Genomic DNA, 25,286 nt, shown 5'->3' with positions numbered 1-25,286 from the left:
GAAAGTCTCGGGTGAAAAATGGGAGCCAGGGGGGAAGGAATCGGCCTAGCGCCGGCCGTCCTTGACGAAGCTGACGATGCGCTTGGCGGCTTCCACGCACTCGGCCGTTTCGGCCACCAGGGCCATGCGGATGCGGCCCCGGCCAGGATTGGCGCTGTGCGTTGTGTCTCGCGCCAGATAGCTCCCCGGCAGAACCGTGACATTGTATTGAGCGTAGAGCGCGCGGGCGAAGGCTTCGTCGTCGCCAGCCCACACTTCGGGCACGCCGGCCCAGAGGTAGAAACTGGCGTCGGGCAGGCGCACGTCGAGCACCGGTTCGAGCAGCGGGGTGACGGCGGCGAACTTGGCGCGGTACTTGGCGCGGTTCTCGATCACATGCGCCTCGTCGCCCCAGGCCGCGATGCTGGCGGCGGCCACGATGCCGCTCATGGCGCTGCCGTGGTAGGTGCGGTAGAGCAGAAACTTCTTGATGATGGCCGCGTCGCCCGCCACGAAGCCGCTGCGCAGGCCCGGCACGTTGCTGCGCTTCGAAAGGGACGTGAGGGCGATCAGGTTCCTGAAGTCGGGCCGGCCGAGCTTCACGGAGGCTTCCAGGCCGCTGAGCGGTGGCTCGTCGCGAAAGTAGATCTCGCTGTAGCACTCGTCGGCCGCGATCACGAAGCCGTGGCGGTCCGACAGGGCAAAGAGCTTCTGCCATTCGTCCAGCGCCATCACCGCGCCGGTCGGATTGCCCGGCGAGCAGACGAACACCAGTTGCGTGCGGGCCCAGATGTCATCAGGCACGCTGTCCCAGTCGACCGCGAAATTGCGCGACGGCACGCTCGGCACGTAGTACGGCTCGGCGCCCGAGAGCAGCGCTGCGCCCTCGTAGATTTGATAGAACGGATTGGGCGACAGCACCACGGGCTGCGGCGAGACGGTGGCATCGATCACCGTTTGCGCCAGCGAGAACAGCGCCTCGCGCGAGCCGTTGACGGGGAGCACCTGCGTGGCCGGATCGAGCGCAAGGCCGTAGCGGGTCTGGAGCCAGCCGGTGAAGGCGGTGCGCAGTTTGAGGTCGCCGGCAGTGGCGGGGTAGGCGGCCAGGGCGCCTAGGCTGGCGCTCAGCGCTTCCTTGATGAAGGCTGGCGTGGCGTGCTTGGGTTCGCCGATGCCGAGGCTGATGGGGGCGTATTCGGGAACGGGCGTGACGCCCGCGAACAGTTGCTTCAGCCGCTCGAAGGGGTACGGCTGCAACCTGGAAAGCAAGGGATTCATGCGCCGGATTATCGGCGACGGGGGTGTCTGCTTCACGACGCCAGGGCCTCGATCGTGCAGTCGATGAGCGCCCGCAGCCGCGCCAGGCGCCGCAGGTCGCGGTGGTAGCCGAGCCAGACGTCGCGCCCGGGTGGGGCTTCGCCGAGGTCGATGCGCCGCAGGCCCGGGGTCTGGTCGCCCAGCGCGACGGGCAACACGGCCAGGCCGGTGCCGGCGGCGCAGAGCCGGGCCTGCACCTCGCGGCTGTTGCTCGCGAAGGCAACGCGGGCGTTGGGCAGCATGCGGCGCAGCCAGACGACGTCGGGGAAGTCGCGGTAGGCGGTGTCGAGCGTGACCAGCGCGGTGCCGGTGCCATCGCCGGGCTTCGGCGCCTTTCGCCCGTCGGCCCCGAAGAGCGCGTACTCCGTGCGCATCAGCTTGCGCTGCAGGATGTAGGGCTCGTCGAAGGGCTGGATGCGAAAGACCAGGTCGGCTTCGCGCCGCGCGAGGTTCAACAGGCGCGCGTCGGTCAGCAGTTCGACACTCACGCCCGGGTGCTGGCGGATGAACCCCGCCAGCATCGGCGAGAGCACGTACACGCCGAACCAGTCCGAGGACGACACGCGCAGCGAGCCTTCCAGCCGCTGCTCGCGGCCTTCGAGCTCGCGCTGGAAGGCGAGCGCCTGTTCCTCCATGCGCTCGGCATGGCCGAGCACCGATTCGCCTTCGGCCGTGAGCACGAAGCCGTCGCTCGTGCGCTGGAAAAGTGTGAGCGACAGGCTCGCCTCCAGCGCCTTCAGCCGCCGGCCCATGGTCGGCTGCGACAGGCCGATCTGCCGGGCCGCGGCCATCAGCGTGCCGGTGCGGGCGATGGCCAGGAAGACCTTGACGTCGCTCCACTCCATGGGGGTGTCATTCATTTGTGAATGATAAACCTGCAATTCTGTCGATTTACTTGCATTTGTGTTGATCGAACAATCGCTCCATCACTTCACAACTTCAAGGATTTCCCAATGACGACTTCCTCTTCAACCATGCGTGCCGCCGTGCTCGACGCCGCCGGCCAGCCCTTTCGCAGCGCCGAACTCACGCGTCCCACGGTCGGCCGCAACGAGGTGCTGGTGCGCATCCACGCGAGTGGCGTGAATCCGCTCGACACGAAGATCCGCGCAGGCCAGGCCGCGCACGCGCAACAGCCGTTGCCCGCGGTGCTGGGCATGGACCTGGCCGGCGTGGTGGAGGCGGTCGGCCCCGGCGTGACCAGGTTCAAGCGCGGCGACGAGGTCTACGGCATGGCCGGCGGCATCGGTGGCCTGCAGGGCACGCTCGCCGAGTACGCGGCGGTCGATGCCGACCTGATCGCGCTCAAGCCGCACAACCTTGGCATGCGCGAAGCGGCGGGGATGCCGCTGGTGTTCATCACCGCCTACGAAGGGCTTGTGGACCGGGCGAAGACGCAGGCCGGGCAGACGGTGCTGGTGCACGGCGGGGCAGGCGGCGTCGGCCACATGGCGGTGCAGTTGGCGCGCTCTCTGGGCGCGAGGGTGTTCGCGACCGGCAGGCCGGAGCAGGCCGAAACCATCCGGCGCTTCGGCGCGACGCCCATCGATTTCACGACGACATCGGTGGAGGACTACGTCGCGCAGCACACCGGCGGCGAAGGCTTCGACGTGGTCTACGACACGGTCGGCGGCGCGGTGCTCGATGCGTCGTTCGCCGCTGCCCGCCGCTACGGCGGCCATGTCGTCAGCTGTCTCGGCTGGGGCACGCACAAGCTGGCGCCGCTGTCGTTCCGCGCAGCGACCTATTCGGGCGTTTTCACGCTGCTGCCCATGATCACGGGAAAGGGCCGCGCCCACCATGGCGAGATCCTGCAAGCGGCGGCGCGGCTGGCCGAAGCCGGACAGCTCGTGCCGCTCATGGAGGCGCGCCGCTTTACGCTGGGCGAGGCCACCGGCGCCCACGAGGCCGTCGAATCGGGCCAGGCCCGCGGCCGCATCGTGGTCGATATCGCTGGCTGAACGCGGCCTGGATCGCCTCAGCAGAGCGGGTGGTTGAACTGCCCGATCATGTTGGCGAAGTTCTGGTTGTAGCGGTTGGCCGAGCTGACGATGCTGGAGCTGCGCATGTGGGCCGGCATCCGGGCCATCGCGCCAGTCTCCTTGCGGGCGAATACGCCGTCCTTGATGTCCTTGACCATCGAGCGCGACTGGCCGATGAACTCGTTGATCTGCAGCATGCCGCCGCTGCAGCTCTTGCCGCTCTGGGTCGACTGCTCGGCCATCTTCTTGCTCCAGCCCGCGGCCGAGTCGGCCACCAGCGCCAGCGAGGCTTCGAAGGCGGCGAGTGCCTTCGGATCGTTGGGCGCCGCGAACAGCGTCATGGCATCGGCGTGGTTCAACTTGCCGTGGTAGATGAGCCCGGCGCGGTAGTAGGCGGCCGTGTCCTTGGGCGCCTTCTCGAAGGCTTCCTTGGTGAGCGCCTGGTCGCGGGCGCCGAGGCCCTTGTCGAAGGCGGCTTCGGCCTCGGCGACGGTGGTGAGCGCGGCCAGGTAGTCCTTGTTCATCTGGCGCGCCTTGTCGCCGTTGTCGGCGAGGTAGCCCTTGGAGTTGGCGTAGTCGTTCAACTCGCGGCTCAGGGGCGACAGGACCTTGAGCGCGGCCGAGAACGCCTTGGCCGATTCGTCGATCTCGGGCAGCGGCGCGGCGATGGCGGCGGCGCTGTCGAGCTTCTTGGCCGAACGGTCGACCAGGATGTCGTTCTGGATGCGCAGGCTGGTCAGCGGTGCCTTGGCCTGGAGCAGCGGCACCTGGTTCTCGACGTAGTTCTCGCGCGCTTCCTGGAACGAGGTGCTCAGGCTGTTGGAAACATCGACGTAGATGTTGTATTTCTCGATGAGCTGCTGCTCGTTGCTGGACTGTCCGGCGCTGACCTGGGGCTGGGCCTGCGAGGCCTTGTCCGCCTTGTCGCCGCAGCCTGCGACGAGCGCCGAGATGGCGACGAGGGTGGCTCCAAAAAGGGTCTGGTACTTCTTCATTCTTTCTTTTCCTCCGTTAAGAAAACAGCAAAGGCAAGCCGTGGCCCGGCTCGCGCGAGACATCGTGGGGGAGGGGCGCCGCTGCCTGAGGACAGCGGTCGAGGGATCAGGCGGCGCTGCGCCGGTAGAAGGCGAGCGAGCCCGCCAGCGCCAGCAGCATGCCGCCGCAGGCGCGGTCGATCCAGCGCGTGGCCGAAATCGTCAGAAGGCGAATAGCGCGGGCGCCGATGAAGGCATAGGCCAGCATCACCAGCGTGTCCAGGCCCGCGAAGATCAACGCAATGATCAGGTACTGCGGCGCCTGCGCAGCCGTCGGGTCGATGAACTGCGGCAGCAGCGCCGAGCAGAAGATGTAGCCCTTGGGGTTGGTCACCGCCACGAGAAAGGACTTGAAGAAGATGCGCCGGCTTTCGCCCGCCGTGACCGTAGCGGCGCCATCCGCGGCCGGCAGCTGGAAACCGCCCTTGGAGCGCAGCATGCGCAGGCCCAGCCAGGCCAGGTAGACCGCGCCGACCCACTTGAGCATCGAGAACCAGAACTCCGAAGCCGCCAGCAGGGCGCCGAGGCCGAGCGCCACGGCGCCGACCAGCACGAAGTCCGACAGCACCGCGCCCAGCATGCCCGGCAGCGCCCGGCGCACGCCATGGCGCGAGCCGTTGCTCAGCGCCAGCAGCACGGTGGGGCCGGGCGTGGCGATCGCGGCGAAGGCCACGATGGCGAACAGCAGGGCGGTGGTGAGCGTCATCGTGGTGTCTCCCTCTGGATGTTCTTCAGATCTTCTTGACCAGGACCATGCTCTTGCGGTCCCAGTTGTACTTGCGCTTGCGGGCTTCGGGCAACCAGTCGGGGTTGACCTGCTGGAAGCCGCGCTTGAGGAACCAGTGCATCGTGCGCGTGGTGAGCACGAAGATGCTCTCCAGGCCCATGGACTTGGCGCGGTGCTCGATGCGCTTCAAGATGCGTTCGCCATCGCCCTGCGACTGCGAGAGCGGCGAGACGGTCAGCGCCGCCATCTCGGCCGTCTTCGCCTCGGGGTACGGGTAGAGCGCTGCGCAGCCGAAGATCACGCCGTCGTGCTCGATCACCGTGTAGTGGCCCACGTCGCGCTCGATCTCGGTGCGGTCGCGCTTGACCAGCGTGCCGTCGCGCTCGAAGGGCTCGATCAGCTGAAGGATGCCGCCGATGTCATCGACGGAGGCTTCGCGCAGGCTTTCAAGCTTTTCGTCGATCACCATGGTGCCGACGCCGTCATGCACATACACCTCGAGCAACAGCGAGCCGTCGAGCGCGAACGGCAGGATGTGGTTGCGCTCCACGCCGCCCTTGCAGGCCTTCACGCAGTGCTGCAGGTAGAAGGCGGTGTCGGTGGGTTTCTGCGCGGGCGGCAAAGAGGCGAGCAGCTTCTCGGCGGCGTCCAGCGGAAGTTCGGTGTCTATCGGGTTGTCTTCGCTCTCGGGCAGCTCGCTGTCCATGCGGATGCCCGGAATCTCGGTCAGGAAGATCAGCTTGTCGGCCTGGATCGAGATGGCCACGCTGGTGGCGACTTCTTCCATCGTGAGATTGAAGGCCTCGCCGGTGGGCGAGAAGCCGAAGGGCGACATGAGCACCATCGCGCCGAAATCCAGCGTGCGGCGGATGCCCGAGGCATCTACCTTGCGCACCAGGCCCGAATGCTTGAAGTCGACCCCGTCGACCACGCCCACGGGGCGCGCGGTGATGAAGTTGCCCGAGATCACCCGCACCGTCGAGCCGGCCATCGGCGTGTTCGGCAGGCCCTGGCTGAAGGCCGCTTCGATCTCGTAGCGCAGCTGTCCGGCGGCTTCCTGCGCGGAGTCGAGCGCCACCTCGTCGGTGATGCGGATGCCGTGCGAGTAGCGCGCCTCGTGGCCCTTGGCGGCCAGCTGTTCGTTGACCTGCGGACGGAAGCCGTGCACCAGCACGATCTTCACGCCCATGCTCTGGATCAGCGCCAGGTCTTGCGCGATGTTCTGCAGCTTGCCCGCCGCAATCGCCTCGCCCGCGAGCCCGACCACGAAAGTCTTACCGCGGTGCGTGTGGATGTAGGGCGCGACCGAGCGGAACCAGGGCACGAAGGTGAAATTGAAGACGGTGGACATGGGGCGTGATTGTGCATTCTTGGAAAGCCGTTCGTACGACTCAGGCCAATGCGCGCAGCACACAGGCGCGGCCCCGGTGGGCAGGGCCGGGCCACGCCGTGCAACAGCCGCTGCGCGCGCCGATAATCGACGGTTTGCCCGCCGCGTGCCGACGACGACTGCTTTCCCTTGACGACCACGACACCCTCCGCCCCCTTGCGCATCGAGTTCCCCGAATCGCTTCCCGTCTCCGGCAGGCGCGACGAAATCATGGCCGCCATCCAGGCGAACCAGGTCGTGATCGTCTGCGGCGAAACCGGCTCGGGCAAGACCACGCAGTTGCCCAAGATCGCGCTGGCGCTCGGCCGCGGCAAGATCAATGCCGAGCCGGGCAAGGGCCGGCTCATCGGCCACACGCAGCCACGGCGCATCGCCGCAAGCTCGGTGGCCAAGCGCATCGCCGAAGAGCTGAAGACGCCGCTGGGCGACGTGGTCGGCTTCAAGGTGCGTTTTCAGGACCGCCTGAGCCGCGACGCCTCGGTCAAGCTCATGACCGACGGCATCCTGCTCGCCGAGACGCAGACCGATCCGCTGCTCAAGGCCTACGACACGCTCATCATCGACGAGGCCCACGAGCGTTCGCTGAACATCGACTTCCTGCTGGGCTACCTGCGCGAGATTCTTCCGCGCCGGCCCGACCTGAAGGTGATCGTGACCTCTGCGACCATCGACGCCGACCGCTTCGCGCTGCACTTTGCGTCCGCCAAGGGCCCGGCGCCGATCATCTATGTCTCGGGGCGCACTTTTCCCGTCGAGCAGCGCTACCGCCCTTTCGAGGAATCGCGCGAGCACGACATCAACGACGCGATTGCCGACGGCGTCGACGAGCTCTGGCGCGATCCGCACAACGCGGGCGACATTTTGGTCTTCCTGCCCGGCGAGCGCGAGATTCGCGAGGCGGCCGACCACCTGCGCCGCCACCTGAGCCATCAGCCGCTGTTTCGCAACGCCGAGGTCATGCCGCTGTTCGCGCGGCTCTCGGGGCCAGAGCAGGACCGCATCTTCGAGAGCCACTCGGGCCGGCGCATCGTGCTCGCCACCAACGTGGCCGAAACCTCGCTGACGGTGCCGGGCACCCGCTATGTGATCGACACCGGCACAGCGCGCGTCAAGCGCTACAGCTTCCGCAGCAAGGTCGAGCAGCTGCTGGTCGAGCCGATCAGCCAGGCCGCGGCCAACCAGCGCGCGGGCCGTTGCGGCCGCGTGGCGAACGGCATCTGCATCCGGCTCTACGACGAGAAGGATTTCGACGGCCGCCCGCGCTTTACCGATCCGGAAATCCTGCGTTCATCGCTCGCGGGCGTGATCCTGCGGATGAAGTCGCTGCGGCTGGGCGACGTGGCGCAGTTCCCGTTTCTCGAAGCGCCGTCGCCGCGCGCGATCGCCGACGGCTACCAGCTGCTCAACGAACTCGGCGCGGTCGACGATGCGAACGAGCTCACCGCCACCGGCGCCGAACTCGCCAAGCTGCCGCTGGACCCCCGCGTCGGCCGGATGATTCTCGAAGCCCGCACGCGCGGCGCGCTCGAAGAAGTGCTGGTCATCGCCTCCGCCCTCAGCGTGCAGGACGTGCGCGACCGGCCGATGGAAGCGCAGCAGCAGGCCGACCAGGCGCATTCGAAGTTCGACGACGAGAAGAGCGAATTCAGCGGCTACCTGCGCCTGTGGAAATGGATCGCCGACGCACGCGGTGGTCATGGCGACACGCACAAGCTCAGCAACCGCCAATACGAGCAGTTGCTGCGCCAGAACTTCATCAACATCCGCCGCGTGCGCGAGTGGCGGGACATCCACTCGCAGTTGCTCACGGTGGTCACCGAGCACAAGTGGCGCATCAACGCGGAGCCGGCCGGCTATGAGCCGCTGCACCTGTCGATGCTCGCGGGCCTGCTGGGCAACGTCGGCTGGAAGCTCGAGGACGACGAGGCTTACCTCGGTGCGCGCGGCATCAAGTTCTACAAGCACCCGGGTGCGCATCTGAAGAAGAAGCCCGGCCGCTGGATCGTCGCGGCCGAACTGGTCGAGACCACGCGGCTCTTCGGGCGCGGGATCGCCAACATCGAGCCGCAGTGGCTCGAACAGGTGGCCGGACATCTGCTGAAGAAGCAACTGCTCGATCCGCATTGGGAAAAGAAGGGCGCGCAGGTCTCGGCATTGGAGCGCGCAACGCTCTACGGCCTCGTGGTCTACAGCGGGCGCCGCGTCGACTTCACGAAGGTCGATCCGGTCGCAGCGCGCGAGATCTTCATTCGTGAAGCGCTGGTCGCCGGCCAGTGGGAAAGCAAGTTCCCGTTCCTCACCGCCAACCGCAAGCTGGTGCGCGAGGTCGAAGGGCTGGAGCACAAGGCGCGGCGGCAGGACGTGCTGGTCGACGAAGAGCTGATCTTCGCCTTCTACGACGCGCAACTGCCCGCCGATGTGGCCAGCGGCATCACCTTCGAGAACTGGTACCGCCACGCCTCGAAGGACCAGCCGCGCCTTCTGTACCTGACGCGCGAGGAGCTGATGCGCCACCAGGCGGCCGGCATCACGACGCAATCCTTCCCGGCGACGCTGCGCCTGGGCGGCGTCGATTGCGCCGCGGCGTACCTGCACGAACCCGGCGATGCGAAGGACGGCCTTACCGTCAGCGTGCCGCTGTTCGTGCTCAACCAGGTGAGCGAGGAGCGCTGCGAGTGGCTGGTGACCGGCATGCTCAAGGACAAGATCCAGGCGCTGCTCAAGAGCCTGCCGCAACGCCCGCGCTCGCGGCTGGTGCCGCTGCCCGAGTCGGCGGCCAAACTGGCGGAGGCGCTGTCGGTGCCGGAGCTGTTCGGCACGGGCTCGCTCACCGACGTGCTGCTCAAGCGCGTGCGCGACCTGACCAGCATCGACGTCAAGCGCGCCGACTTCAAGCTCGACATGCTGCCGCCGCACATGTTCATGAACCTGCGCATCGTCGACGAGCATGGCCGTCAGCTGGGCATGGGGCGCAACCTCGGTGCGCTGAAGGCCGAGCTGGGTGCGCAGGCGCGTGGGGCGTTCCAGGCATTGGCGGGGCTCAATGTGAAAGCGTCGCCCGCGCCGAAGGTCTCGGCCGCCGATGAAGGCAAGGCGCCTGCGAAAAGTGCGGCGCCCGAGAAGGCGACACCCGCGCTGCCCGCGGGCCAGCGCTACACGGCCTGGACCTTCGGCGAGCTGCCGGAGCTGATGGAAGTGCGCCGCGGTTCGCAGTCGCTCATCGGCTTTCCCGCGCTGCGCGATGAAGGCGATGCGGTGACGATCGAGGTGTTCGACGAGCCTGCCGTGGCCGCGGCGAAGCACCGCGCCGGCCTGCGCCGCCTGTTTGCGCTGCAGCTGAAGGATGCGCTCAAGTACCTCGAGAAGAACATTCCCGACCTGCAGAAGATGGCCGTGGCCTACATGCCGCTGGGCACTTCCGAGGAGCTGCGCGCGCAGATCATCGACGTGGCGATCGACCGGGCCTTCCTGCAGGAGCCGCTGCCGACCGACGAGTTCGCTTTCAAGCGCCGGCTGGAAGAGGGGCGAGGGCGGCTCACGCTGATCGCGAACGAGGTGGCGCGCCTTGCATCGACCATCCTCGTCGAATACGCAGCCGCCGCGCGCAAGATCAAGGACACCAAGATCCAGCCCGAGGCTGTGCAGGACGCCGCGCAGCAGTTGCAGAAGCTGGTCGGCAAGCGCTTCATCGCCGATTCGCCGTGGACGCAACTGCAGCACTTTGCGCGTTACCTCAAAGCCATCGTGTTGCGCCTGGACAAGTTGCGCGCCGATCCCGCGCGCGACACCGCCAAGCTGGCCGAGCTGCGCCCGCAGGAGCAGCGCTACTGGCGGCTGGTGGCCGAGCGCAAGGGCGCGGTGGACGACCGCATGCTCGAATTCCGCTGGCTGCTCGAGGAGCTTCGCGTGAGCTTCTTCGCGCAGGAACTGCGCACGCCGCAGCCCGTGAGCGTCAAGCGGCTCGACAAGGCCTGGGCCCAGCTGCAGGCTTAAAAAAAGCCCCGCCGTTTCCGGTGGGGCCTTTCTTCATTGCGGTGTGGGCGTTGCTATATGCGGCCCATGAGCACCAGGATGATGACGATCACGACGATGAGGCCGACGCCGCCGCTCGGGCCGTAGCCCCAGGAGCGGCTGTAGCCCCAACTCGGCAACGCGCCAATCAGTATCAGGATCAGGACGATCAGCAGAATGAACGAGAGGGACATGGTTTTCTCCTGGGACGTTTGTTGTTGCGAGCTTTCATGCTCAGCGTCCCGGAACGCACGGAGCGCCGGATAGCCGCCCCTTCGGCGGTCAGGACAGTCCTACTGTGGGCGTCGGCGCTTGGCGCTTGCTTCGTCGGAGAGCAGGAAGTGCATGCCGACGGCGAACGCCAGGAACACGAGGCCCAGCCCGCCGGCGATGGTTGCGCCGCCCCAGAGGTCGAAGAAGCCATCGAGCCGGGCGTCCTTCGGATCGGCGGGGTCGAAGAACACGCCCACGGCCTCTCCCTTGTCGTAGGCGGGCGGGCTGCTGCTGCTCGATGGCGCGAACTCGACGATCTCGCCGGACGGCACCTTGAAATGCACCAACGGGCGCCATGTGTCCGAGCTGTTGCGGCGCGAACTCTCCACGCGCAGCAGTTCGACCACCTCGCCTTGCGCCCGGCTGGCCGAAGCGATGAATTTCGTGGTGTTCCGGTAGAGCGACCACGCGCCGACGAGCATCGACACGCCGACCAGGCTGAAAACGATCTTGATGACGCGCGCGGAGTTCATGCGGGCCATCCTCTCAGGGCCGCATCAAGTCGGTCAACAAGGTGCCGACGGCCGCGAGCAGCAGGCCGGCGACCAGAAAGCCAGCCGCCCCCAGCGTGGACAGCAGCGCCCGTCGCCAGGGGCGCGTGCGGAAGAAATAGACCGGAATGCCCAGCAGCGGAAAGACGCCTGCGAGCAGCGCCGAGCGGCCGGGCGGGATCACGCCGCGCGCCAAGCCCTCGGCCCGGCACCACGTGTAGCAAAGCGCCGAGATCAGGAATGCATGCGCCACGTCGAGCACGCTGTAGTCCTTGCCGCGAAGGGGCGGCATGAAGGCATCGGCCACACCCACCACAAGGAACGAGAGGCCCAGCACCAGCAGGATCCAGCGCGGCCGGTTCATCGTCATCGCGGTGCCCGGGTCCTGGCGACCGTTGTCAGAGCTTCGCGAGCCGGTCCAGCGCGGCGACGAGCGTCTCGTCCTTCTTGGCGAAGCAGAAGCGCACCACGCGCTGGTCGAAGCCGTTGCCGTAGAACGCCGACAGCGGGATGGCCGCCACGCCGATCTCGCCGGTGAGCCAGAGGCAGAAGTCGGCCTCGGAGAGATCGCTCACGGCCGAGATGTCGACGCACTGGAAATAGCTGCCTTCGCTGCGCAGCAGCCTGAAGCGCGTCTTCTCGGCCAGGCCGGCGGCGAACAGGTCGCGCTTGCGCTGGTAGAAGGCCGGCAACTCGAGGTAGGGCTTCGGCTCGGCCATGTACTGCGCAAGCGCATGCTGCATCGGCGTGTTGACGGTGAACACGTTGAACTGGTGCACCTTGCGGAACTCCGCCATCAGCGGCGCAGGCGCGGCCACGTAGCCGACCTTCCATCCGGTCACGTGATACGTCTTGCCGAAGCTGCTGACGATGAAGCTGCGCGCGGCCAGGCCCGGGAAGCGGGCCACGCTTTCGTGGCGTGCGGCGTCGAACACCATGTGCTCGTAGACCTCGTCGGCGATCACGAACACGTCGGTGGGCGCGAGCAGTTCTTCGAGCTTGCGCATCTCGGCCTCGGTCCAGACCGTGGCGCTCGGGTTGTGCGGCGTGTTGATGATGATCGCGCGGGTGCGCGGGCTCATCGCTGCAGCGATCTTGTCGAAATCGGGGCGGAAGGTGCCGGGCACGAGCGGCACGCGCACCACGCTGCCGCCGGCCAGTTCGATGTTGGGCACGTAGCTGTCGTAGCAGGGTTCCAGCACGATCACTTCGTCGCCCGGCCGCACGATGGCGAGGATGGCAGTGATGATGGCCTGCGTCGCACCCGCGGTGACGGTGATCTCGGTGGCGGCGCTGTAGCTGTGGCCGTAAAGCGCAGAGATCTTGGCGGCAATGGCGTCGCGCAGCGCCGGAATGCCCGGCATCGGCGGGTACTGGTTATGGCCCGCGGCCATGGCGGCCGTCACGTCTTCGAGCAGCTTCGGATCGCAATGGAAATCCGGAAATCCCTGCCCGAGGTTGACTGCGTTCTTCTCGGCGGCCAGCGCCGACATGACCGTGAAGATGGTGGTGCCGACGGCCGGCAGCTTGGTGGTGATTTCGGGCGTGCGTGGGGAAAGCACAGTACTCATAGTTCGTAGTCTTGTTGGTGGCCGCTCAGGGCCTTGGCGATCAGGTTGCGGTCGAGCCGGTCCGAGAGCAGCTCGGCGAACTTGAAGACGAAGTTGCGCAGGTAGGCGCTGCGCTTGAACGCGACCCGGGCAATATTCTGGCCGAACACATGGCCCATCGGACGCACCACGAGGTCGGCGTTCGACTCGTCGCGCACCGCCATCTCGGCCACGATGCCGACGCCCAGGCCCAGGCGCACGTAGGTCTTGATCACGTCGGAGTCGATCGCTTCGAGCGCGATGCGCGGCGTGAGCTTCTTCTGCGCGAAGGCGTGGTCGATGCGCGTGCGACCGGTGAACGACGGGTGATAGGTGATGATCGGCTCGAGCGCCAGGTCCTCGAGCGAGATGCGCTCCTTGGCGGCCAGCGGATGGTCCTTGGGGAGCACCAGCACGTGCTGCCATTCGTAGCAGGGCAGCGTCACGAGTTCGGCGTAGCCGTCGAGCGATTCGGTGGCGATGCCGATCTCTGCGATTTCGTCGATCACCATGCGCGCCACCTGGTCGGGCGAGCCTTGGTGCAGGCTCACGTTGACCTTCGGATAGGCCTCGCGCAGGTTGGCAACGGGCACCGGCAGCACGTAGCGCGCCTGGGTGTGGGTGGTGGCGATGGAAAGGGTGCCGCTGTCCTGCGCGCTGAACTGTTCGCCGATGCGCTTCAGGTTGCCGACCTCGCGCATGATCAGTTCGATGCTGGCAATGACATGCTGGCCCGGCTCGGTCACGCGCTTGAGGCGCTTGCCGTGGCGCGCAAAAATCTCGACGCCCAGTTCTTCCTCGAGCTCGATGATGGCTTTGGAGACACCGGGCTGCGAGGTATGAAGCGCCTTGGCCGCCTCGGTGAGGTTCAGGTTGCGCCGCACGGCCTCCTGAACAAACTTGAATTGGTGCAGATTCATATCAAATTCCGTCTTATTACGGAATTCATTATGCCTTCGCAATCTATCGAAATTGCCGAATCTTCAGGATTTGGCCGCAATTCTTGCCAGCAATTCCACCAGTTCGGGCTCTTCTCCAACGATGCGGGTGAGCGAGAAGTCGATGTCGGGCCAGGTCTTGCGCAGGGTTTGGAGCTGCAGCGGCAGGTCTTCGCGGGCATGTTTGCCCATGCCGAGGAACAGGGGAACGACGCGGACGGCCTTGGCGCCCTCGGCGATCAGGCCGGCTGCGGCCGAATGCAGGTCCGGCGTGGCGAGCTCCATGTACGCGCACACGACCTGCGCGGCAGGGTCGTCTTGCAGGAGGCGCGCGGCCACCGCCTCGATGGGCTCGCGCCAGCGCTCGTCGCGCGAACCGTGCGCCAGCAGCACGATGCCCCGCATCTGCGTTGCCATGGTCATCTTCGAAGAACCAGCCAGCTGAAGGCCGTCAACGACATCACCGAATAGATCATCCCCGGCGCCGCGGCTGTCAGCCATGGCGACCAGTTGCTGAGATTGCCGAGGTAGCCGAACACGTTGTTCAGCAAAAAGAAGCTGATGCCGATCATCACGCCGCCGAACACGTAGGTGGTGATGCCGGCCTGGCGGAAGTGCAGGTAGGCGAAGGGCAGGGCGAGCACCACCATCACCAGGCAGGACAGCGGATAGAACACCTTGCGCCAGAACTCGATTTCGTAGCGCTGCGCCGTCTGGCCGTTGGCGTCCAGGTGGCGGATGTAGTCGAACAGGTCGATGGTGCTCATGCGGTCCGGTCGAAGCAGCGCCACCGACACCATTTCGGCCGTGAGCGAGGTCTTCCAGTCCATCTGCGGAATCTTGTCCGTGGTGACGCGGGCCTTGTCGGCCGCGCTGCGCGTGTCGTAGTCCTGCTTTTCGACGTCTGCCAGGGTCCAGTGCCCGTCGAAGATGCGCGCGGACTTGGCGACCAACTGCTTGCTTACGTAGCCGTTGGCATCGAACTCGAAGATGCGCGCGTTCTGCAGCGTGCCATCGCGCGAGATCGACAGCACGTTCACCGCGTAGGAGACGTTGTCGCGCTTCTCCTTGAGCCAGGCGCCGGTGTTGCCCACCAGCGTGTAGGGGGCCTGGTATCGCGACTTGAACAGCTGGCCGGTGCGCCCCGACAGCGGCGCGATGTAATCGCCCACGGCGAAGGTGAGGATGACGAAGCCCAGGCCCAGCAGCAGCAGCGTGCGCAGCGCACGCCAGGGGCCCAGGCCGCTGGTGCGCAGGATGGTGTATTCGGAGCTTTGCGCAAGACGCGCCATCACGAAGATGCAGCCGATCAGCACGGTGATTGGCAGCAGCTCGTAGAGGTGGCTGGGAACCATCAGCGCCACGTACACCAGCGCCTGCATCGGCCCGTAAGCCAAGCTTTCGGGCTTGCCGACGGACTGCAACTCGTCGACGAAGTCGAAGAAGAAGAACAGGCTCAGGAAGCCGAGCGTCACGAAGGCCACCGCCTTCAGTGCCTCGACGTAGATCAGGCGTCTTATGGTTTTCACGAAGTGGGGTCGATCTTGGGTGGCTGTGGCTTCGGGGTCGGCAGGCCGCCGGCGATCGCGCGCGTCCTTCGCTGCCCCCAGTTGTTGTTGCGCAGCACCAGCCACGTCGTACCGATGAGGAAGACCCCGCCGTGCAGCAGGAGCAGGAAGCTGCCCATGCCGTAGCGCCCGGAGCTGACCCAGCTCTGGCCGAGGTTCAGCAGGTTGTAGTAGATGACGAAGGCGAACAGCGCGAGCAGCAGGTTGCCGCTGCGTCCCACGCGGGGATTGGCGGTGGAGACGGTCAGTGCCAGCAGCACGAAGTTGATGGCGGCCAGCAGCATGCCGATGCGCCAGCCCAGTTCGCCCAGGCTTGCGTTGCTGCGATCGCGCAAGAGCGACAGGGTGGTGCGAGCACGTACCGGTGTCGCGTCGGTGGCGGCATCCGCGCTGCCACCGGCCCGGGTGCCGTAGGTCTTGAACTCGCTGATCTTCAGGCCCGAGGTCGGCAGCAGCGGGCGCTCCAGCCGCTGGCCGTTGCTGAGCATCAGGAAGCGGTTGGGGCCCACGTCCTCGATGCGGCCGCTGCGCGCCGACGTGGTGATCTGCAGCCCGCGTTCGATGGCCCAGATGAAGACGTTGGTGGCGGTGGCGCCGTCCGGCGTGTCCTTGTCGATGAAGAAGACGCGCATCCGGCCCGACGATTCACGGAATTCGCCGGGCGTGACGCGTTCGATGTCGCTGCGCTGCTCGTACTGCTGGCGCATGCCGATGGTCTGCGAGTTGGCCCAGGGCCAGCCCACCAGCGCCATCGCGGCGATCAGGAGCAGCACCGGCCAGGCGAAGCGAAACAGCGGTTCGACGAAGTCGGTGAGTCCCCGGCCGCTGGAGAACCAGATCACCATTTCGCTGTCCCGGTACATGCGCGAGAGCGTGCCGACGATGGCGATGAAAAGGCTCAGGCTCAGGATGGTGGGCATGTAGCCCAGCACCGTGTAGGCCATCACGATGAAGACATCGGCCGGATTCACGCTGCCCTTGGACGCGAGCCCGAGGGTACGGATGAGCATCATGGTCATCACGATGGTGACCAGAACCACGAGGGTCGCTCCGAAGCTGCGGGACAGCTCCTTGCGTAGGGAAGAATGGAATAACATCGTTCGAGGAAAAAAAGGATTATGGACTTTCAACTCAAGCCCCTCACCGTCGCCCAGGCCGCAGCCGAAAAATCCGATGTCCTCATCGTGCTCGTCGGCAATGCGCCTCTCACCTCCAAGGACGCTCTTTCCGTGCTGGCCGCCAGCGCCCGAAAGGCCGGCGATCTGCCCGACAAGGCCGGCAAGCTTCTCTCACTCTACCGTCCCGACGACGTCGTGGCCCCCCGCGTCGTGCTCGCGGCCATCGGCGACGGCAAGCCCGCGTCGGTGCGCAGCGGCGTGATCGCGGCAGTCAATGCGGCCAAGGCCCATCGGCCCAAGCGGGCCGTCATCGTCTTTGCCCAGCCGGCCGACGGCGCGGCCGTGGCCTGCGCCGTCACGGCAGCTGCCGACGCCAGCTACGTCTACACGACCACCAAATCGAAGGCCGAGCCGCGCAGCATCCGCCACCTGACCATCGGCGTGGCCGATGCGACCGGCGCGAACAAGGCCTTCGACCAAGCCCGCGCCACAGTGCTGGGCATCGAGCTGGCCAAGGAGTGGGGCAACCGCCCCGCCAACCACGCCACCCCCACGCTCCTGGCCGAAGCCGCCAAGGAGCTGGCCAGGCTCCCCAACATCAAGTGCGAGGTGCTCGGGCCCAAGGAAGTCGAGAAGCTCGGCATGGGCTCGTTCGCCGCTGTGGCACAGGGTTCGGCCGAGCCGCTTCGCTTCATCGTGCTGCGCTACCAGGGCGCGCCCAAGGACCAGGCACCGGTGGTGCTGGTCGGCAAGGGCATCACCTTCGACACCGGCGGCGTCTCGCTCAAGCCCGCGGCCGAGATGGACGAGATGAAGTTCGACATGTGCGGCGCCGCGAGCGTGCTGGGCACTTTCCGCGCGCTCGGCGAGATCCAGCCGGCGATCAACGTGGTCGGCCTCGTGCCGTCGTGCGAGAACATGAACGACGGCAAGGCCTTGAAGCCCGGCGACGTGGTCACCAGCATGAGCGGGCAGACCATCGAAGTGCTCAACACCGATGCCGAAGGCCGCCTCATCCTGTGCGATGCGCTGACCTATGCCAAGCGTTTCGATCCGGCCGCGGTGATCGACATCGCGACGCTCACGGGTGCCTGCGTGGTCGCACTCGGCGGCGTGCGCAGCGGCCTTTTCGCGAGCGACGAGACGCTGGCCGCGGCGCTTCAGGCGGCTGGCGAAGAATCGGAAGACCGCTGCTGGCGCCTGCCGCTGGACGACGACTACGCCGAAGGCCTCAAGAGCAACTTCGCCGATGTGGCCAACATCGCCGGCCGTGCCGGTGGTGCCATCACCGCGGCCAAATTCCTGCAGCGCTTTGCCGATGACTATCCCTGGGCCCACCTGGACATCGCCGGCACCGCCTGGAAGAGCGGCGCGGCGAAGGGCTCGACGGGCCGGCCGGTGGGTCTCCTGGTTTCCTACCTGACGACGCGCGCAGCCGACAACGCCGCTCCCGCTTCGTCCAAAGCCAAGTCCGGGCCCACGACCTCGCCACGGAAGGCCCGGTCCCCGAAGTGACGGAAATCGGCTTTCACTTCAATGCGCCCGACAAGCTGAACTACGCTTGCCGGCTCGTTCGCAAGGCGGTGAATGCCCGCGGCCTGCGGGTGGTGGTGGTCGGCGATGCGCAGATGCTCGACGCAGTGGATGCCGCGCTCTGGCAGCTGTCGCCCGTCGACTTCGTCGCGCATTGCCGCGGCGATGCACAGGCCCACGTGGTGGCCCGCTCGCCGGTGGTCCTTTCTTCGGACGGTGCCGATGCAGCGTCGTTGCCGCACCGCGAGATGCTGGTGAACCTGGGCCTGGAAGTGCCCGCCGGTTTCGAGCGCTTCGAGCGCCTGATCGACATCGTGAGCGACGAGGCCAACGACCGGCAGATCGGCCGCTCGCGCTGGCGCCATTACGCCGACCGCGGCTACACCATCCAGCCACACGATTTCGCAAGGAGCGCTTCCTGACATGGCCAGCACGCTGCGCACGCCGCCCCGGTTCGTTCCCACGCTGACCACGGTGCTCGACATCCCGGCGGAGCCCGCGAGCCCCGAGCCGTCCGATGCACCGGCGCCACAGCCCGATACGGCCACCGCGGTCGCGTTGCCGCCCGCGGTGCAGCTCACGCAGGCGGAAATCGTCAGCCTCGAAGAGCAGCTTCTGCATCGCGTGCTGCAGCGCGTCGACCTGTCGCTGGAAGAGCGCCTGAGCGATGCGGTATCCGCCGCGGTCCAGCAGCAACTCGACGACATGGTGCCCCGGCTGCGCGGTGAAATCGAAGCTGTTCTGCGCGCGCTGGTGATCGAATCGATGGCCGCCGAGCTCTCCGAAAACACAGGGTCTACGCCAGCTTCCGGCGCATAAATCCTCGGCTAAACTGCGCCGCAGGTCGGAATGGCGTGAGGGTGCCGCTGGTCCGCGGCGCGAAACTTGCGAGTTCTGCGCGCCCGGATCACACGACCGGTTTTTATTGTTTTCAATCCAAGTTCTGGAGGTTTCCCATGCAATTGAAATGGACTGCGGTCGCACTGGCTGCACTCACGCTGGTGGCTTGCGGCAAGAAAGAAGAAGCTGCCGCACCCGCCGCTACGCCGGCACCCACGGCAGCGGCCCCCGCACCTGCAGCGCCTCCCGCCGATGCGCTGATCGTCAAGATCGGTCACGTCGGCCCGACCAGCGGTCCCATTGCCCACCTTGGCAAGGACAACGAGTTCGGCGCCAAGATGGCCATTGAAGACCTGAATGCAAAGGGCCTCAAGATCGGCGACAAGGTTGCCAAGTTCGTGCTGGTGGCCGAAGACGACGCCGGCGATCCGAAGCAGGGCACGGCTGTTGCCCAGAAGCTGGTCGACGAAAAGGTCAACGGCGTGGTCGGTCACCTGAATTCCGGCACGACCATCCCCGCTTCCAAGCTCTACAGCGACGCCGGCATCCCGCAGGTCTCGCCGTCGGCGACCAACCCCAAGTACACGCGCCAAGGCTTCAAGACCACGTTCCGCGTGGTGGCCGACGACACGCAACTGGGCGGCACGCTGGGCAAGTACGCAGTCGACACGCTCAAGGGCAAGAACATTGCCGTGATCGACGACCGCACGGCCTACGGCCAGGGCGTTGCCGAAGAATTCGAGAAGTCGGCCAAGGCCGCGGGCGCCACCATCGTGGGCCACGAGTTCACCACCGACAAGTCGACCGACTTCAACGCCATCCTGACCAAGCTGAAGGCTGCCAAGCCCGACGTGCTGTTCTTCGGCGGCATGGACGCCGTTGGCGGCCCGATGCTCAAGCAAGTCAAGCAACTCGGCCTGAACGTCAAGTTCATGGGCGGCGACGGCTTGTGCACCGGCGAGCTGCCGAAGCTGGCTGGCGATGCCATCGGTGAAGACATGGTGGTTTGCGCCGAAGCCGGCGGTGTCGACGGCGACTTCAAGCAGCCGCTGGAAGATTTCAAGGCCAAGTTCAAGACCAAGAACGGCGTCGAAGTGCAGATCTATGCACCGTACGTCTACGACGCGGTCAACGTGCTGGCTGAAGCCATGGTCAAGGCCGGTTCGTCGGAGCCGGAAAAGTACCTGCCTGAAATCGGCAAGCTGCAATACAAGGGCGTGACCGGCCCGATCGCCTTCGACGAAAAGGGCGACATCAAGAACGGCGCACTGACCTTGTTCACGTACAAGGGCGGCGTGCGCACGCAGATCGCCGTGGTGCGCTAAGCGTGTTGGCAGCCGCGCGAACCGCGCGGCTTGTCCACTCAAAAAGAAAAGGGCCTTCGGGCCCTTTTCTCATGGTGCGTTGCGGACGCAATGCCGCCGGACGTCAGAGTACGGCGAGGCCCGAGGGGCGGTCGGTGTTGCAGTACTCGATGAAGGCGTCGAGGTCGCGCGATTTGTCGAACACGGCGTCGGCCCCCAGCGCTTCACAGCGGGTTCGGATGTCCGCGGTCACGTAGTTGCTCAGCACCACGACGCGCTGGCCCGCCGAGCGAGCCTTGCAGCCGGCCAGCACACCGAGTCCGGAACCTTCCTTGAGGAACAGGTCGACGATCAGCAGCTGCCAGTCGTCGGGGTGGGCCGCCAGCCACGCCAGTGCATCCGACTCGGTCTCGGCAAAGCCGACCACATGGCCATTGACCAGATCCTCGAGTGCCGGGACCAGGTTGTCTCTGATGGTCTTGTTGTCCTCGACGAGGAACGTGATGAGGGCCATGCCTTGGTTTTGCTGTGAGAACCAATAGCGTAGCGCGCGGGATGCAGTCGCGGCGTAGGAGAAGGGAGACGGACCGCGGGAACGTGGACGGAGCGTTGTTCCTGGGCCCGTCAGTCCGAGCCGTTGGCGCGGATCTTTGCCTTGAGCTTTTCGGCCAGCGCCTGGCTTTCGTCGCGCTCGGCGGTCGCTTCGAGGCGCTTCTCGATTTCTTCGCTCAGCGCGGCATTCACCTCGGCCAGCTTCTCCGCCGACTTGGCCAGCTTCTCCTCGAGCTGGCTCGTGTGCTCGATGGCCTGCGCCACCTCGCCCACCTGAATCTCGTCAGGCAGTTCCTGCTCGAGCACTGTGCTCACCACGGCGAGGTTGTCCGACGCCCGTTGCACATCGGCGGCGACTTCTTCGCTCTTCTGAAGCGTCCTGTCGAGGGAGGTCTTGCCACGCGGCGCGGTTCGGGTCTGTCCAGCCATCGAGGCTCCTTTGCGGTTCTTGCCGGCTTGAAAGTAAAACATTTGGATCGTACCGCCAGACGAATGCATCCGTGGCGTCGATCCTAGTTGTTGCCTAGCAACGTGTCATAGGACATGCCGGAAGACAAAAAAAGCCCAAGTGCTTGTGGCGACTTGGGCTTTTTGCTGTCTGCATGTTCGTGAACGGTTACGAACAATCAATCTCTGGCGGAGCAGGCGGGATTCGAACCCGCGGAGGGCTATTAACCCTCACACGCTTTCCAGGCGTGCGACTTAAACCGCTCATCCACCGCTCCTGAGCCCACGATTATAGCAGTCGCTCAACTCGGATTCGACGGCTTGCCGGCTTGGACCATGCGCATGGCCGAGGCGATGAGCGCAGCGGTCTCGCTCATGTTGCTTGGCACGATTAGCGTAGTCTTGGAGTCGGCTGCGACCTTGCCGTAGGCATCGACCGCGCGCTCGGCCACCTTGAGCTGCACGGCCTGTTCGCCGCCGGGCTGCTGGATGGCGGCCGCCACGCGTTCGATGGCGTCTGCGGTCGCGGTGGCCACCGCGGTAATGGCGGCGGCCTCGCCCTGGGCGTTGTTGATCTGGGCCTGCTTTTCACCTTCGGAGCGGGCGATGAAGGCCTCGCGCTCACCCGTGGCGATGTTGATCTGCTCCTGGCGGCGGCCTTCCGAGGCCGCGATCAGCGCGCGCTTGCCGCGCTCGGCGGTGATCTGCGCCTGCATGGCCAGCAGGATTTCCTTCGGCGGCGTCAGGTCCTTGATTTCGTAGCGCAACACCTTCACGCCCCAGTTGAGCGCGGCCTCGTCGATCGCGGCCACCACCTGGGCGTTGATGACGTCGCGTTCCTCGAAGGTCTTGTCCAGCTCGAGCTTGCCGATCACGCTGCGCAGCGATGTTTGTGCGAGCTGCGTCACGGCCACGATGTAGTTCGACGAGCCGTAGCTCGCACGCATCGGATCGGTCACCTGGAAGTACAGGATGCCGTCGACCTGCAGCTGCGTGTTGTCCCGCGTGATACAGATCTGGCTCGGCACGTCGAGCGGGATTTCCTTCAGGCTGTGCTTGTACGCCACCCGGTCGATGAACGGGATCAGGAAGTTGGGGCCGGGCGTCATGGTGCCGTGGTACTTGCCCAGGCGCTCGCGCACCCAGGCGTTCTGCTGCGGTACGAACTTGACCGACTGGCTGATGAAGATGATCGCAATGACCAGGATGATGAGGGGGACCGAGAATTCCATGGTGCTCTTCCTTTTCTAAGCTCTTGAGTTCCGACTGACTAGATCTTGTCGACGACGAGGCGGCTGCCGATCACCTCGACGACACGGTGCTCGCCCGTCGAAGGTGCATGGCCCGCGCGCTGCACGACGGTCCATTGGGCGCCGCGGTAGCGCACGGTGGCGGTGCCATCGGCGTTCCATGCATCGACATGCACGTTCTCGCCGATGTCGAGGTTCACGTCCCGGTTGGTGCCGGCGGCCGCTGCCCGCGGGCGCTTGCGCTGGATCGAGTACCAGACCAGCACGGCACCTACGCCGATCACGGCGGCGACGATCAATTGGGTGATGGTGCCGAAGCCCAGGTGCGCCGCGATGGCTGCTGCCGCGAAGCCGGCGGCCAGCAGGAGCAGGTAGACCGTGCCCGAGAGCAGCTCGACCACGATGGCGGCGCCCGCGATCAGCCACCAGATGGTGGAATTCGCCATGTCAACTCCTCTTTTTTGCTTGTTCGATGCGCGCCATTCTGAGGCATACGGCGCCAAGCGCTTGCCCCATGTAGGGGTACTGGCCCCAGGGGCGTGCCTCATGTCGGCATCGCTCGAATGTCTTGCACCAGGCCGGCCGAATTCTTCATCTGAATTCCGTACACTTCGCGCCTCATTGCCTGTCCGGAGCCCTGCTCATGAAATTCCGCTTCCCCATCGTCATCATCGACGAGGACTTCCGCTCCGAAAACACCTCGGGCCTCGGCATTCGCGCGCTCGCGCAGGCCTTCGAAAGCGAGGGCTTCGAGGTGCTGGGCGTCACGAGCTACGGCGACCTGAGCCAGTTCGCGCAGCAGCAAAGCCGCGCCAGCGCTTTCATCCTGTCGATCGACGACGAGGAATTCACGGTCGGCCCCGACCTGGATCCGGCCGTGCTGAACCTGCGCACCTTCATCGGCGAGGTGCGGCGCAAGAACGCCGACGTGCCGATCTACATCTATGGCGAGACCAAGACCGCGCGCCACATCCCGAACGACATCCTGCGGGAGCTCCACGGCTTCATCCACATGTTCGAGGACACGCCGGAGTTCGTAGCGCGCCACATCATCCGCGAGGCCAAGAGCTATCTGGAAGGCGTGCAGCCGCCGTTCTTCAGGGCGCTGATCGACTATGCGGAAGACGGCTCGTACTCCTGGCACTGCCCGGGCCACTCGGGCGGCGTGGCGTTCCTCAAGAGCCCGGTGGGCCGCATGTTCCACCAGTTCTTCGGTGAGAACATGCTGCGCGCCGACGTCTGCAACGCGGTGGAAGAACTGGGCCAACTGCTCGACCACACCGGCCCGGTGGCGGCCAGCGAGCGCAATGCGGCGCGCATCTTCAATGCCGACCATTGCTTCTTCGTGACCAACGGCACCAGCACCAGCAACAAGATGGTGTGGCACCACACGGTGGCGCCCGACGACGTGGTGGTGGTCGACCGCAACTGCCACAAGTCGATCCTGCACGCGATCATCATGACCGGCGCGATTCCGGTGTTCATGAAGCCCACGCGCAACCACTTCGGCATCATCGGCCCGATTCCCAAGAGCGAGTTCGAGCAGAGCGCCATCAAGGCCAAGATCAAGGCCAACCCGCTCTTGGCCGACGTGGATCACGAGAAGGTCAAGCCGCGCGTGATGACGCTTACCCAGTCGACCTACGACGGCGTGATCTACAACACCGAGACCATCAAGAACATGCTCGACGGCTACGTCGATACGCTGCATTTCGATGAAGCCTGGCTCCCGCATGCCGCCTTCCACCCGTTCTACGGCGCCTATCACGCGATGGGCAAGCGCCGCGTGCGGCCGAAGGATTCGCTGGTATTCGCCACGCAGTCCACGCACAAGCTGCTCGCCGGCATCAGCCAGGCCAGCCATGTGCTGGTGCAGGACTCGCAGAATCGCGCGCTCGACCGCGACCTCTTCAACGAGGCCTACCTGATGCACTCGTCCACCAGCCCGCAGTACGCGATCATCGCGAGCTGCGACGTGGCCGCCGCCATGATGGAGCCGCCCGGCGGCACCGCGCTGGTGGAGGAAAGCATCCTCGAGGCGCTCGACTTCCGCCGGGCCATGCGCAAGGTCGAGGAAGAGTTCGGCAAGGACGAGTGGTGGTTCAAGGTCTGGGGACCCGAGAAGCTCGTCGACGAAGGCATCGGCCGCGCCGATGACTGGATCATGAAGGGCGAGAAGGACGGAAAGCCCAAGAACAAGAAAAGCCCGCGCAACTGGCACGGCTTCGGCGATTTGGCCGACGGCTTCAACATGCTCGACCCGATCAAGTCGACCATCGTGACACCCGGCCTCGACCTGGAAGGCAACTTCGCCGAGACCGGCATCCCCGCGAGCGTGGTGACCAAGTTCCTCGCCGAGCATGGCGTGATCGTGGAGAAGACCGGGCTCTACAGCTTCTTCATCATGTTCACCATCGGCATCACCAAGGGCCGCTGGAACACGCTGCTCACGGCGCTGCAGCAGTTCAAGGACGACTATGCGCGCAACCAGCCGATGTGGCGGATCCTTCCCGAGTTCTGCCAGCAGCACCCGGGCTACGAACGCCTGGGCCTGCGCGACCTGTGCCAGCACATCCACCAGCTCTACGCGCGTTACGACGTGGCGCGCCTGACGACCGAGATGTACCTGAGCGACCTCACGCCGGCCATGAAGCCCAGCGACGCATTCGCCCACATCGCACACAGGAAGACCGAGCGCGTGGAAATCGACGAGCTCGAAGGCCGCATCACGACCAGCCTGATCACGCCGTATCCGCCGGGCATTCCGCTCCTGATTCCGGGCGAAGTGTTCAACAAGAAGATCGTCGACTATCTGAGGTTCTCGCGCGAATTCAATCTGCAGTGCCCAGGCTTCGAGACCGACATCCACGGCCTCGTGGCGCGCATCGACGAGACGGGCAAGAAGCGCTACTACGCCGACTGCGTGCGCAGGGCCGGCTGATC

24 protein-coding genes and 1 tRNA gene are annotated in these 25,286 nt (G+C 65.8%); 7 read left to right on the top strand and 18 right to left on the bottom strand.

Annotation, left to right across the window (positions count from 1 at the left end; genetic code table 11):
• Positions 1 to 45: 45 nt before the first annotated feature.
• Entirely contained in the window at positions 46 to 1,257 is a 1,212-nt protein-coding gene (gene dapC / locus M2282_RS00690; protein WP_280806890.1) for a succinyldiaminopimelate transaminase, read from the bottom strand.
• 32 nt (positions 1,258 to 1,289) lie between these two features.
• The gene (locus M2282_RS00685; protein ID WP_280806889.1) at positions 1,290 to 2,156 is read right to left on the bottom strand and encodes a LysR family transcriptional regulator; all 867 of its coding nucleotides are present in this window, start codon (positions 2,154 to 2,156) and stop codon (positions 1,290 to 1,292) included.
• Between the two features lie 93 nt (positions 2,157 to 2,249).
• On the opposite strand from M2282_RS00685, the gene M2282_RS00680 reads away from it, so the two are divergent.
• Entirely contained in the window at positions 2,250 to 3,257 is a 1,008-nt protein-coding gene (locus M2282_RS00680; RefSeq protein ID WP_280806888.1) for a zinc-dependent alcohol dehydrogenase family protein, read from the top strand.
• Between the two features lie 17 nt (positions 3,258 to 3,274).
• Here M2282_RS00680 and M2282_RS00675 read toward each other — a convergent pair whose 3' ends face one another.
• From M2282_RS00675 to argA, 3 genes are all read right to left on the bottom strand, one after another.
• On the bottom strand, positions 3,275 to 4,273 hold the full coding sequence (locus tag M2282_RS00675; RefSeq protein ID WP_280806887.1) for a DUF3829 domain-containing protein: 999 nt from the start codon (positions 4,271 to 4,273) through the stop codon (positions 3,275 to 3,277).
• Positions 4,274 to 4,379: 106 nt separating this feature from the next.
• On the bottom strand, positions 4,380 to 5,018 hold the full coding sequence (locus M2282_RS00670) for a LysE family translocator (protein WP_280806886.1): 639 nt from the start codon (positions 5,016 to 5,018) through the stop codon (positions 4,380 to 4,382).
• A 25-nt stretch (positions 5,019 to 5,043) separates the two neighbouring features.
• Positions 5,044 to 6,390, bottom strand: a complete 1,347-nt coding sequence (gene argA / locus M2282_RS00665) for an amino-acid N-acetyltransferase (protein ID WP_280806885.1) — start codon at positions 6,388 to 6,390, stop codon at positions 5,044 to 5,046.
• Between the two features lie 168 nt (positions 6,391 to 6,558).
• Between argA and hrpA the strand changes: the two genes are divergently transcribed.
• A complete protein-coding gene (gene hrpA, locus M2282_RS00660) occupies positions 6,559 to 10,422 on the top strand; it encodes an ATP-dependent RNA helicase HrpA (protein WP_280806884.1) in 3,864 nt (1,287 codons plus the stop codon).
• 53 nt (positions 10,423 to 10,475) lie between these two features.
• Here the strand turns inward: hrpA and M2282_RS00655 are convergent, their stop codons facing one another.
• The 8 genes from M2282_RS00655 to lptF all read right to left on the bottom strand — a co-directional run bounded on the left by M2282_RS00655 (position 10,476) and on the right by lptF (position 16,396).
• Entirely contained in the window at positions 10,476 to 10,634 is a 159-nt protein-coding gene (locus M2282_RS00655; protein WP_280806883.1) for a DUF3309 family protein, read from the bottom strand.
• A gap of 99 nt (positions 10,635 to 10,733) precedes the next feature.
• On the bottom strand, positions 10,734 to 11,186 hold the full coding sequence (locus M2282_RS00650) for a DUF3592 domain-containing protein (protein WP_280806882.1): 453 nt from the start codon (positions 11,184 to 11,186) through the stop codon (positions 10,734 to 10,736).
• A 13-nt stretch (positions 11,187 to 11,199) separates the two neighbouring features.
• Complete coding sequence (locus M2282_RS00645) at positions 11,200 to 11,574, bottom strand: rard protein (RefSeq protein ID WP_280806881.1); 375 nt, start codon at positions 11,572 to 11,574, stop codon at positions 11,200 to 11,202.
• Positions 11,575 to 11,602: 28 nt separating this feature from the next.
• A complete protein-coding gene (locus M2282_RS00640; protein WP_280806880.1) occupies positions 11,603 to 12,775 on the bottom strand; it encodes a pyridoxal phosphate-dependent aminotransferase in 1,173 nt (390 codons plus the stop codon).
• Positions 12,772 to 13,713, bottom strand: a complete 942-nt coding sequence (locus tag M2282_RS00635; RefSeq protein ID WP_013541245.1) for a CysB family HTH-type transcriptional regulator — start codon at positions 13,711 to 13,713, stop codon at positions 12,772 to 12,774. The genes M2282_RS00640 and M2282_RS00635 overlap by 4 nt, the downstream gene beginning before the upstream one ends.
• A gap of 63 nt (positions 13,714 to 13,776) precedes the next feature.
• Positions 13,777 to 14,148 carry a sirohydrochlorin chelatase gene (locus tag M2282_RS00630; RefSeq protein ID WP_280806879.1) on the bottom strand — a complete coding sequence of 124 codons (372 nt, stop codon included), beginning with the start codon at positions 14,146 to 14,148 and terminating at the stop codon, positions 13,777 to 13,779.
• A gap of 2 nt (positions 14,149 to 14,150) precedes the next feature.
• Entirely contained in the window at positions 14,151 to 15,260 is a 1,110-nt protein-coding gene (lptG, locus tag M2282_RS00625) for an LPS export ABC transporter permease LptG (RefSeq protein ID WP_280806878.1), read from the bottom strand.
• Positions 15,257 to 16,396, bottom strand: a complete 1,140-nt coding sequence (gene lptF / locus M2282_RS00620; RefSeq protein WP_280806877.1) for an LPS export ABC transporter permease LptF — start codon at positions 16,394 to 16,396, stop codon at positions 15,257 to 15,259. Before lptF ends, lptG begins: the two co-directional genes overlap by 4 nt.
• A 21-nt stretch (positions 16,397 to 16,417) precedes the next feature.
• Here lptF and M2282_RS00615 point away from each other — a divergent pair, with 21 nt between their 5' ends.
• From M2282_RS00615 to M2282_RS00600, 4 genes are all read left to right on the top strand, one after another.
• Entirely contained in the window at positions 16,418 to 17,932 is a 1,515-nt protein-coding gene (locus M2282_RS00615) for a leucyl aminopeptidase (RefSeq protein ID WP_280806876.1), read from the top strand.
• Complete coding sequence (locus tag M2282_RS00610; RefSeq protein WP_280806875.1) at positions 17,929 to 18,372, top strand: DNA polymerase III subunit chi; 444 nt, start codon at positions 17,929 to 17,931, stop codon at positions 18,370 to 18,372. Before M2282_RS00615 ends, M2282_RS00610 begins: the two co-directional genes overlap by 4 nt.
• Before the next feature lies 1 nt (position 18,373).
• Positions 18,374 to 18,769: a hypothetical protein gene (locus M2282_RS00605; RefSeq protein WP_280806874.1), complete on the top strand. Its 396-nt coding sequence runs from the start codon at positions 18,374 to 18,376 to the stop codon at positions 18,767 to 18,769.
• 137 nt (positions 18,770 to 18,906) lie between these two features.
• Positions 18,907 to 20,115 (top strand): branched-chain amino acid ABC transporter substrate-binding protein, encoded by a 1,209-nt coding sequence (locus tag M2282_RS00600; RefSeq protein WP_280806873.1) that lies wholly within the window; start codon positions 18,907 to 18,909, stop codon positions 20,113 to 20,115.
• 103 nt (positions 20,116 to 20,218) lie between these two features.
• Here the strand turns inward: M2282_RS00600 and M2282_RS00595 are convergent, their stop codons facing one another.
• The 5 genes from M2282_RS00595 to M2282_RS00575 form a co-directional block, all read right to left on the bottom strand.
• Complete coding sequence (locus tag M2282_RS00595; RefSeq protein ID WP_280806872.1) at positions 20,219 to 20,608, bottom strand: response regulator; 390 nt, start codon at positions 20,606 to 20,608, stop codon at positions 20,219 to 20,221.
• A 110-nt stretch (positions 20,609 to 20,718) separates the two neighbouring features.
• Complete coding sequence (locus M2282_RS00590; protein ID WP_280806871.1) at positions 20,719 to 21,075, bottom strand: hypothetical protein; 357 nt, start codon at positions 21,073 to 21,075, stop codon at positions 20,719 to 20,721.
• A 205-nt stretch (positions 21,076 to 21,280) separates the two neighbouring features.
• Positions 21,281 to 21,371, bottom strand: a tRNA-Ser gene (locus M2282_RS00585).
• A 24-nt stretch (positions 21,372 to 21,395) separates the two neighbouring features.
• Complete coding sequence (locus tag M2282_RS00580; protein ID WP_042579791.1) at positions 21,396 to 22,325, bottom strand: SPFH domain-containing protein; 930 nt, start codon at positions 22,323 to 22,325, stop codon at positions 21,396 to 21,398.
• A 38-nt stretch (positions 22,326 to 22,363) separates the two neighbouring features.
• Positions 22,364 to 22,789 (bottom strand): NfeD family protein, encoded by a 426-nt coding sequence (locus tag M2282_RS00575; RefSeq protein WP_280806870.1) that lies wholly within the window; start codon positions 22,787 to 22,789, stop codon positions 22,364 to 22,366.
• A 197-nt stretch (positions 22,790 to 22,986) separates the two neighbouring features.
• On the opposite strand from M2282_RS00575, the gene M2282_RS00570 reads away from it, so the two are divergent.
• Entirely contained in the window at positions 22,987 to 25,284 is a 2,298-nt protein-coding gene (locus tag M2282_RS00570; RefSeq protein ID WP_280806869.1) for an arginine/lysine/ornithine decarboxylase, read from the top strand.
• Positions 25,285 to 25,286 lie beyond the last annotated feature (2 nt).

It is taken from the genome of Variovorax boronicumulans, assembly GCF_029892485.1.
GTDB lineage: Bacteria > Pseudomonadota > Gammaproteobacteria > Burkholderiales > Burkholderiaceae_C > Variovorax > Variovorax boronicumulans_B.
Note: the sequence above shows the minus strand (reverse complement) of the source record. Positions and strands in the feature narration are given on the sequence as shown.

Coding starts and splice junctions, on each gene's coding strand:
- dapC (WP_280806890.1), bottom strand. CDS start 1,257: ATGAATCCCTTGCTTTCCAGGTTGCAGCCGTACCCCTTCGAGCGGCTG.
- M2282_RS00685 (WP_280806889.1), bottom strand. CDS start 2,156: ATGAATGACACCCCCATGGAGTGGAGCGACGTCAAGGTCTTCCTGGCC.
- M2282_RS00680 (WP_280806888.1), top strand. CDS start 2,250: ATGACGACTTCCTCTTCAACCATGCGTGCCGCCGTGCTCGACGCCGCC.
- M2282_RS00675 (WP_280806887.1), bottom strand. CDS start 4,273: ATGAAGAAGTACCAGACCCTTTTTGGAGCCACCCTCGTCGCCATCTCG.
- M2282_RS00670 (WP_280806886.1), bottom strand. CDS start 5,018: ATGACGCTCACCACCGCCCTGCTGTTCGCCATCGTGGCCTTCGCCGCG.
- argA (WP_280806885.1), bottom strand. CDS start 6,390: ATGTCCACCGTCTTCAATTTCACCTTCGTGCCCTGGTTCCGCTCGGTC.
- M2282_RS00655 (WP_280806883.1), bottom strand. CDS start 10,634: ATGTCCCTCTCGTTCATTCTGCTGATCGTCCTGATCCTGATACTGATT.
- M2282_RS00650 (WP_280806882.1), bottom strand. CDS start 11,186: ATGAACTCCGCGCGCGTCATCAAGATCGTTTTCAGCCTGGTCGGCGTG.
- M2282_RS00645 (WP_280806881.1), bottom strand. CDS start 11,574: ATGACGATGAACCGGCCGCGCTGGATCCTGCTGGTGCTGGGCCTCTCG.
- M2282_RS00640 (WP_280806880.1), bottom strand. CDS start 12,775: ATGAGTACTGTGCTTTCCCCACGCACGCCCGAAATCACCACCAAGCTG.
- M2282_RS00635 (WP_013541245.1), bottom strand. CDS start 13,713: ATGAATCTGCACCAATTCAAGTTTGTTCAGGAGGCCGTGCGGCGCAAC.
- M2282_RS00630 (WP_280806879.1), bottom strand. CDS start 14,148: ATGGCAACGCAGATGCGGGGCATCGTGCTGCTGGCGCACGGTTCGCGC.
- lptF (WP_280806877.1), bottom strand. CDS start 16,396: ATGTTATTCCATTCTTCCCTACGCAAGGAGCTGTCCCGCAGCTTCGGA.
- M2282_RS00615 (WP_280806876.1), top strand. CDS start 16,418: ATGGACTTTCAACTCAAGCCCCTCACCGTCGCCCAGGCCGCAGCCGAA.
- M2282_RS00605 (WP_280806874.1), top strand. CDS start 18,374: ATGGCCAGCACGCTGCGCACGCCGCCCCGGTTCGTTCCCACGCTGACC.
- M2282_RS00600 (WP_280806873.1), top strand. CDS start 18,907: ATGCAATTGAAATGGACTGCGGTCGCACTGGCTGCACTCACGCTGGTG.
- M2282_RS00595 (WP_280806872.1), bottom strand. CDS start 20,608: ATGGCCCTCATCACGTTCCTCGTCGAGGACAACAAGACCATCAGAGAC.
- M2282_RS00590 (WP_280806871.1), bottom strand. CDS start 21,075: ATGGCTGGACAGACCCGAACCGCGCCGCGTGGCAAGACCTCCCTCGAC.
- M2282_RS00580 (WP_042579791.1), bottom strand. CDS start 22,325: ATGGAATTCTCGGTCCCCCTCATCATCCTGGTCATTGCGATCATCTTC.
- M2282_RS00575 (WP_280806870.1), bottom strand. CDS start 22,789: ATGGCGAATTCCACCATCTGGTGGCTGATCGCGGGCGCCGCCATCGTG.
- M2282_RS00570 (WP_280806869.1), top strand. CDS start 22,987: ATGAAATTCCGCTTCCCCATCGTCATCATCGACGAGGACTTCCGCTCC.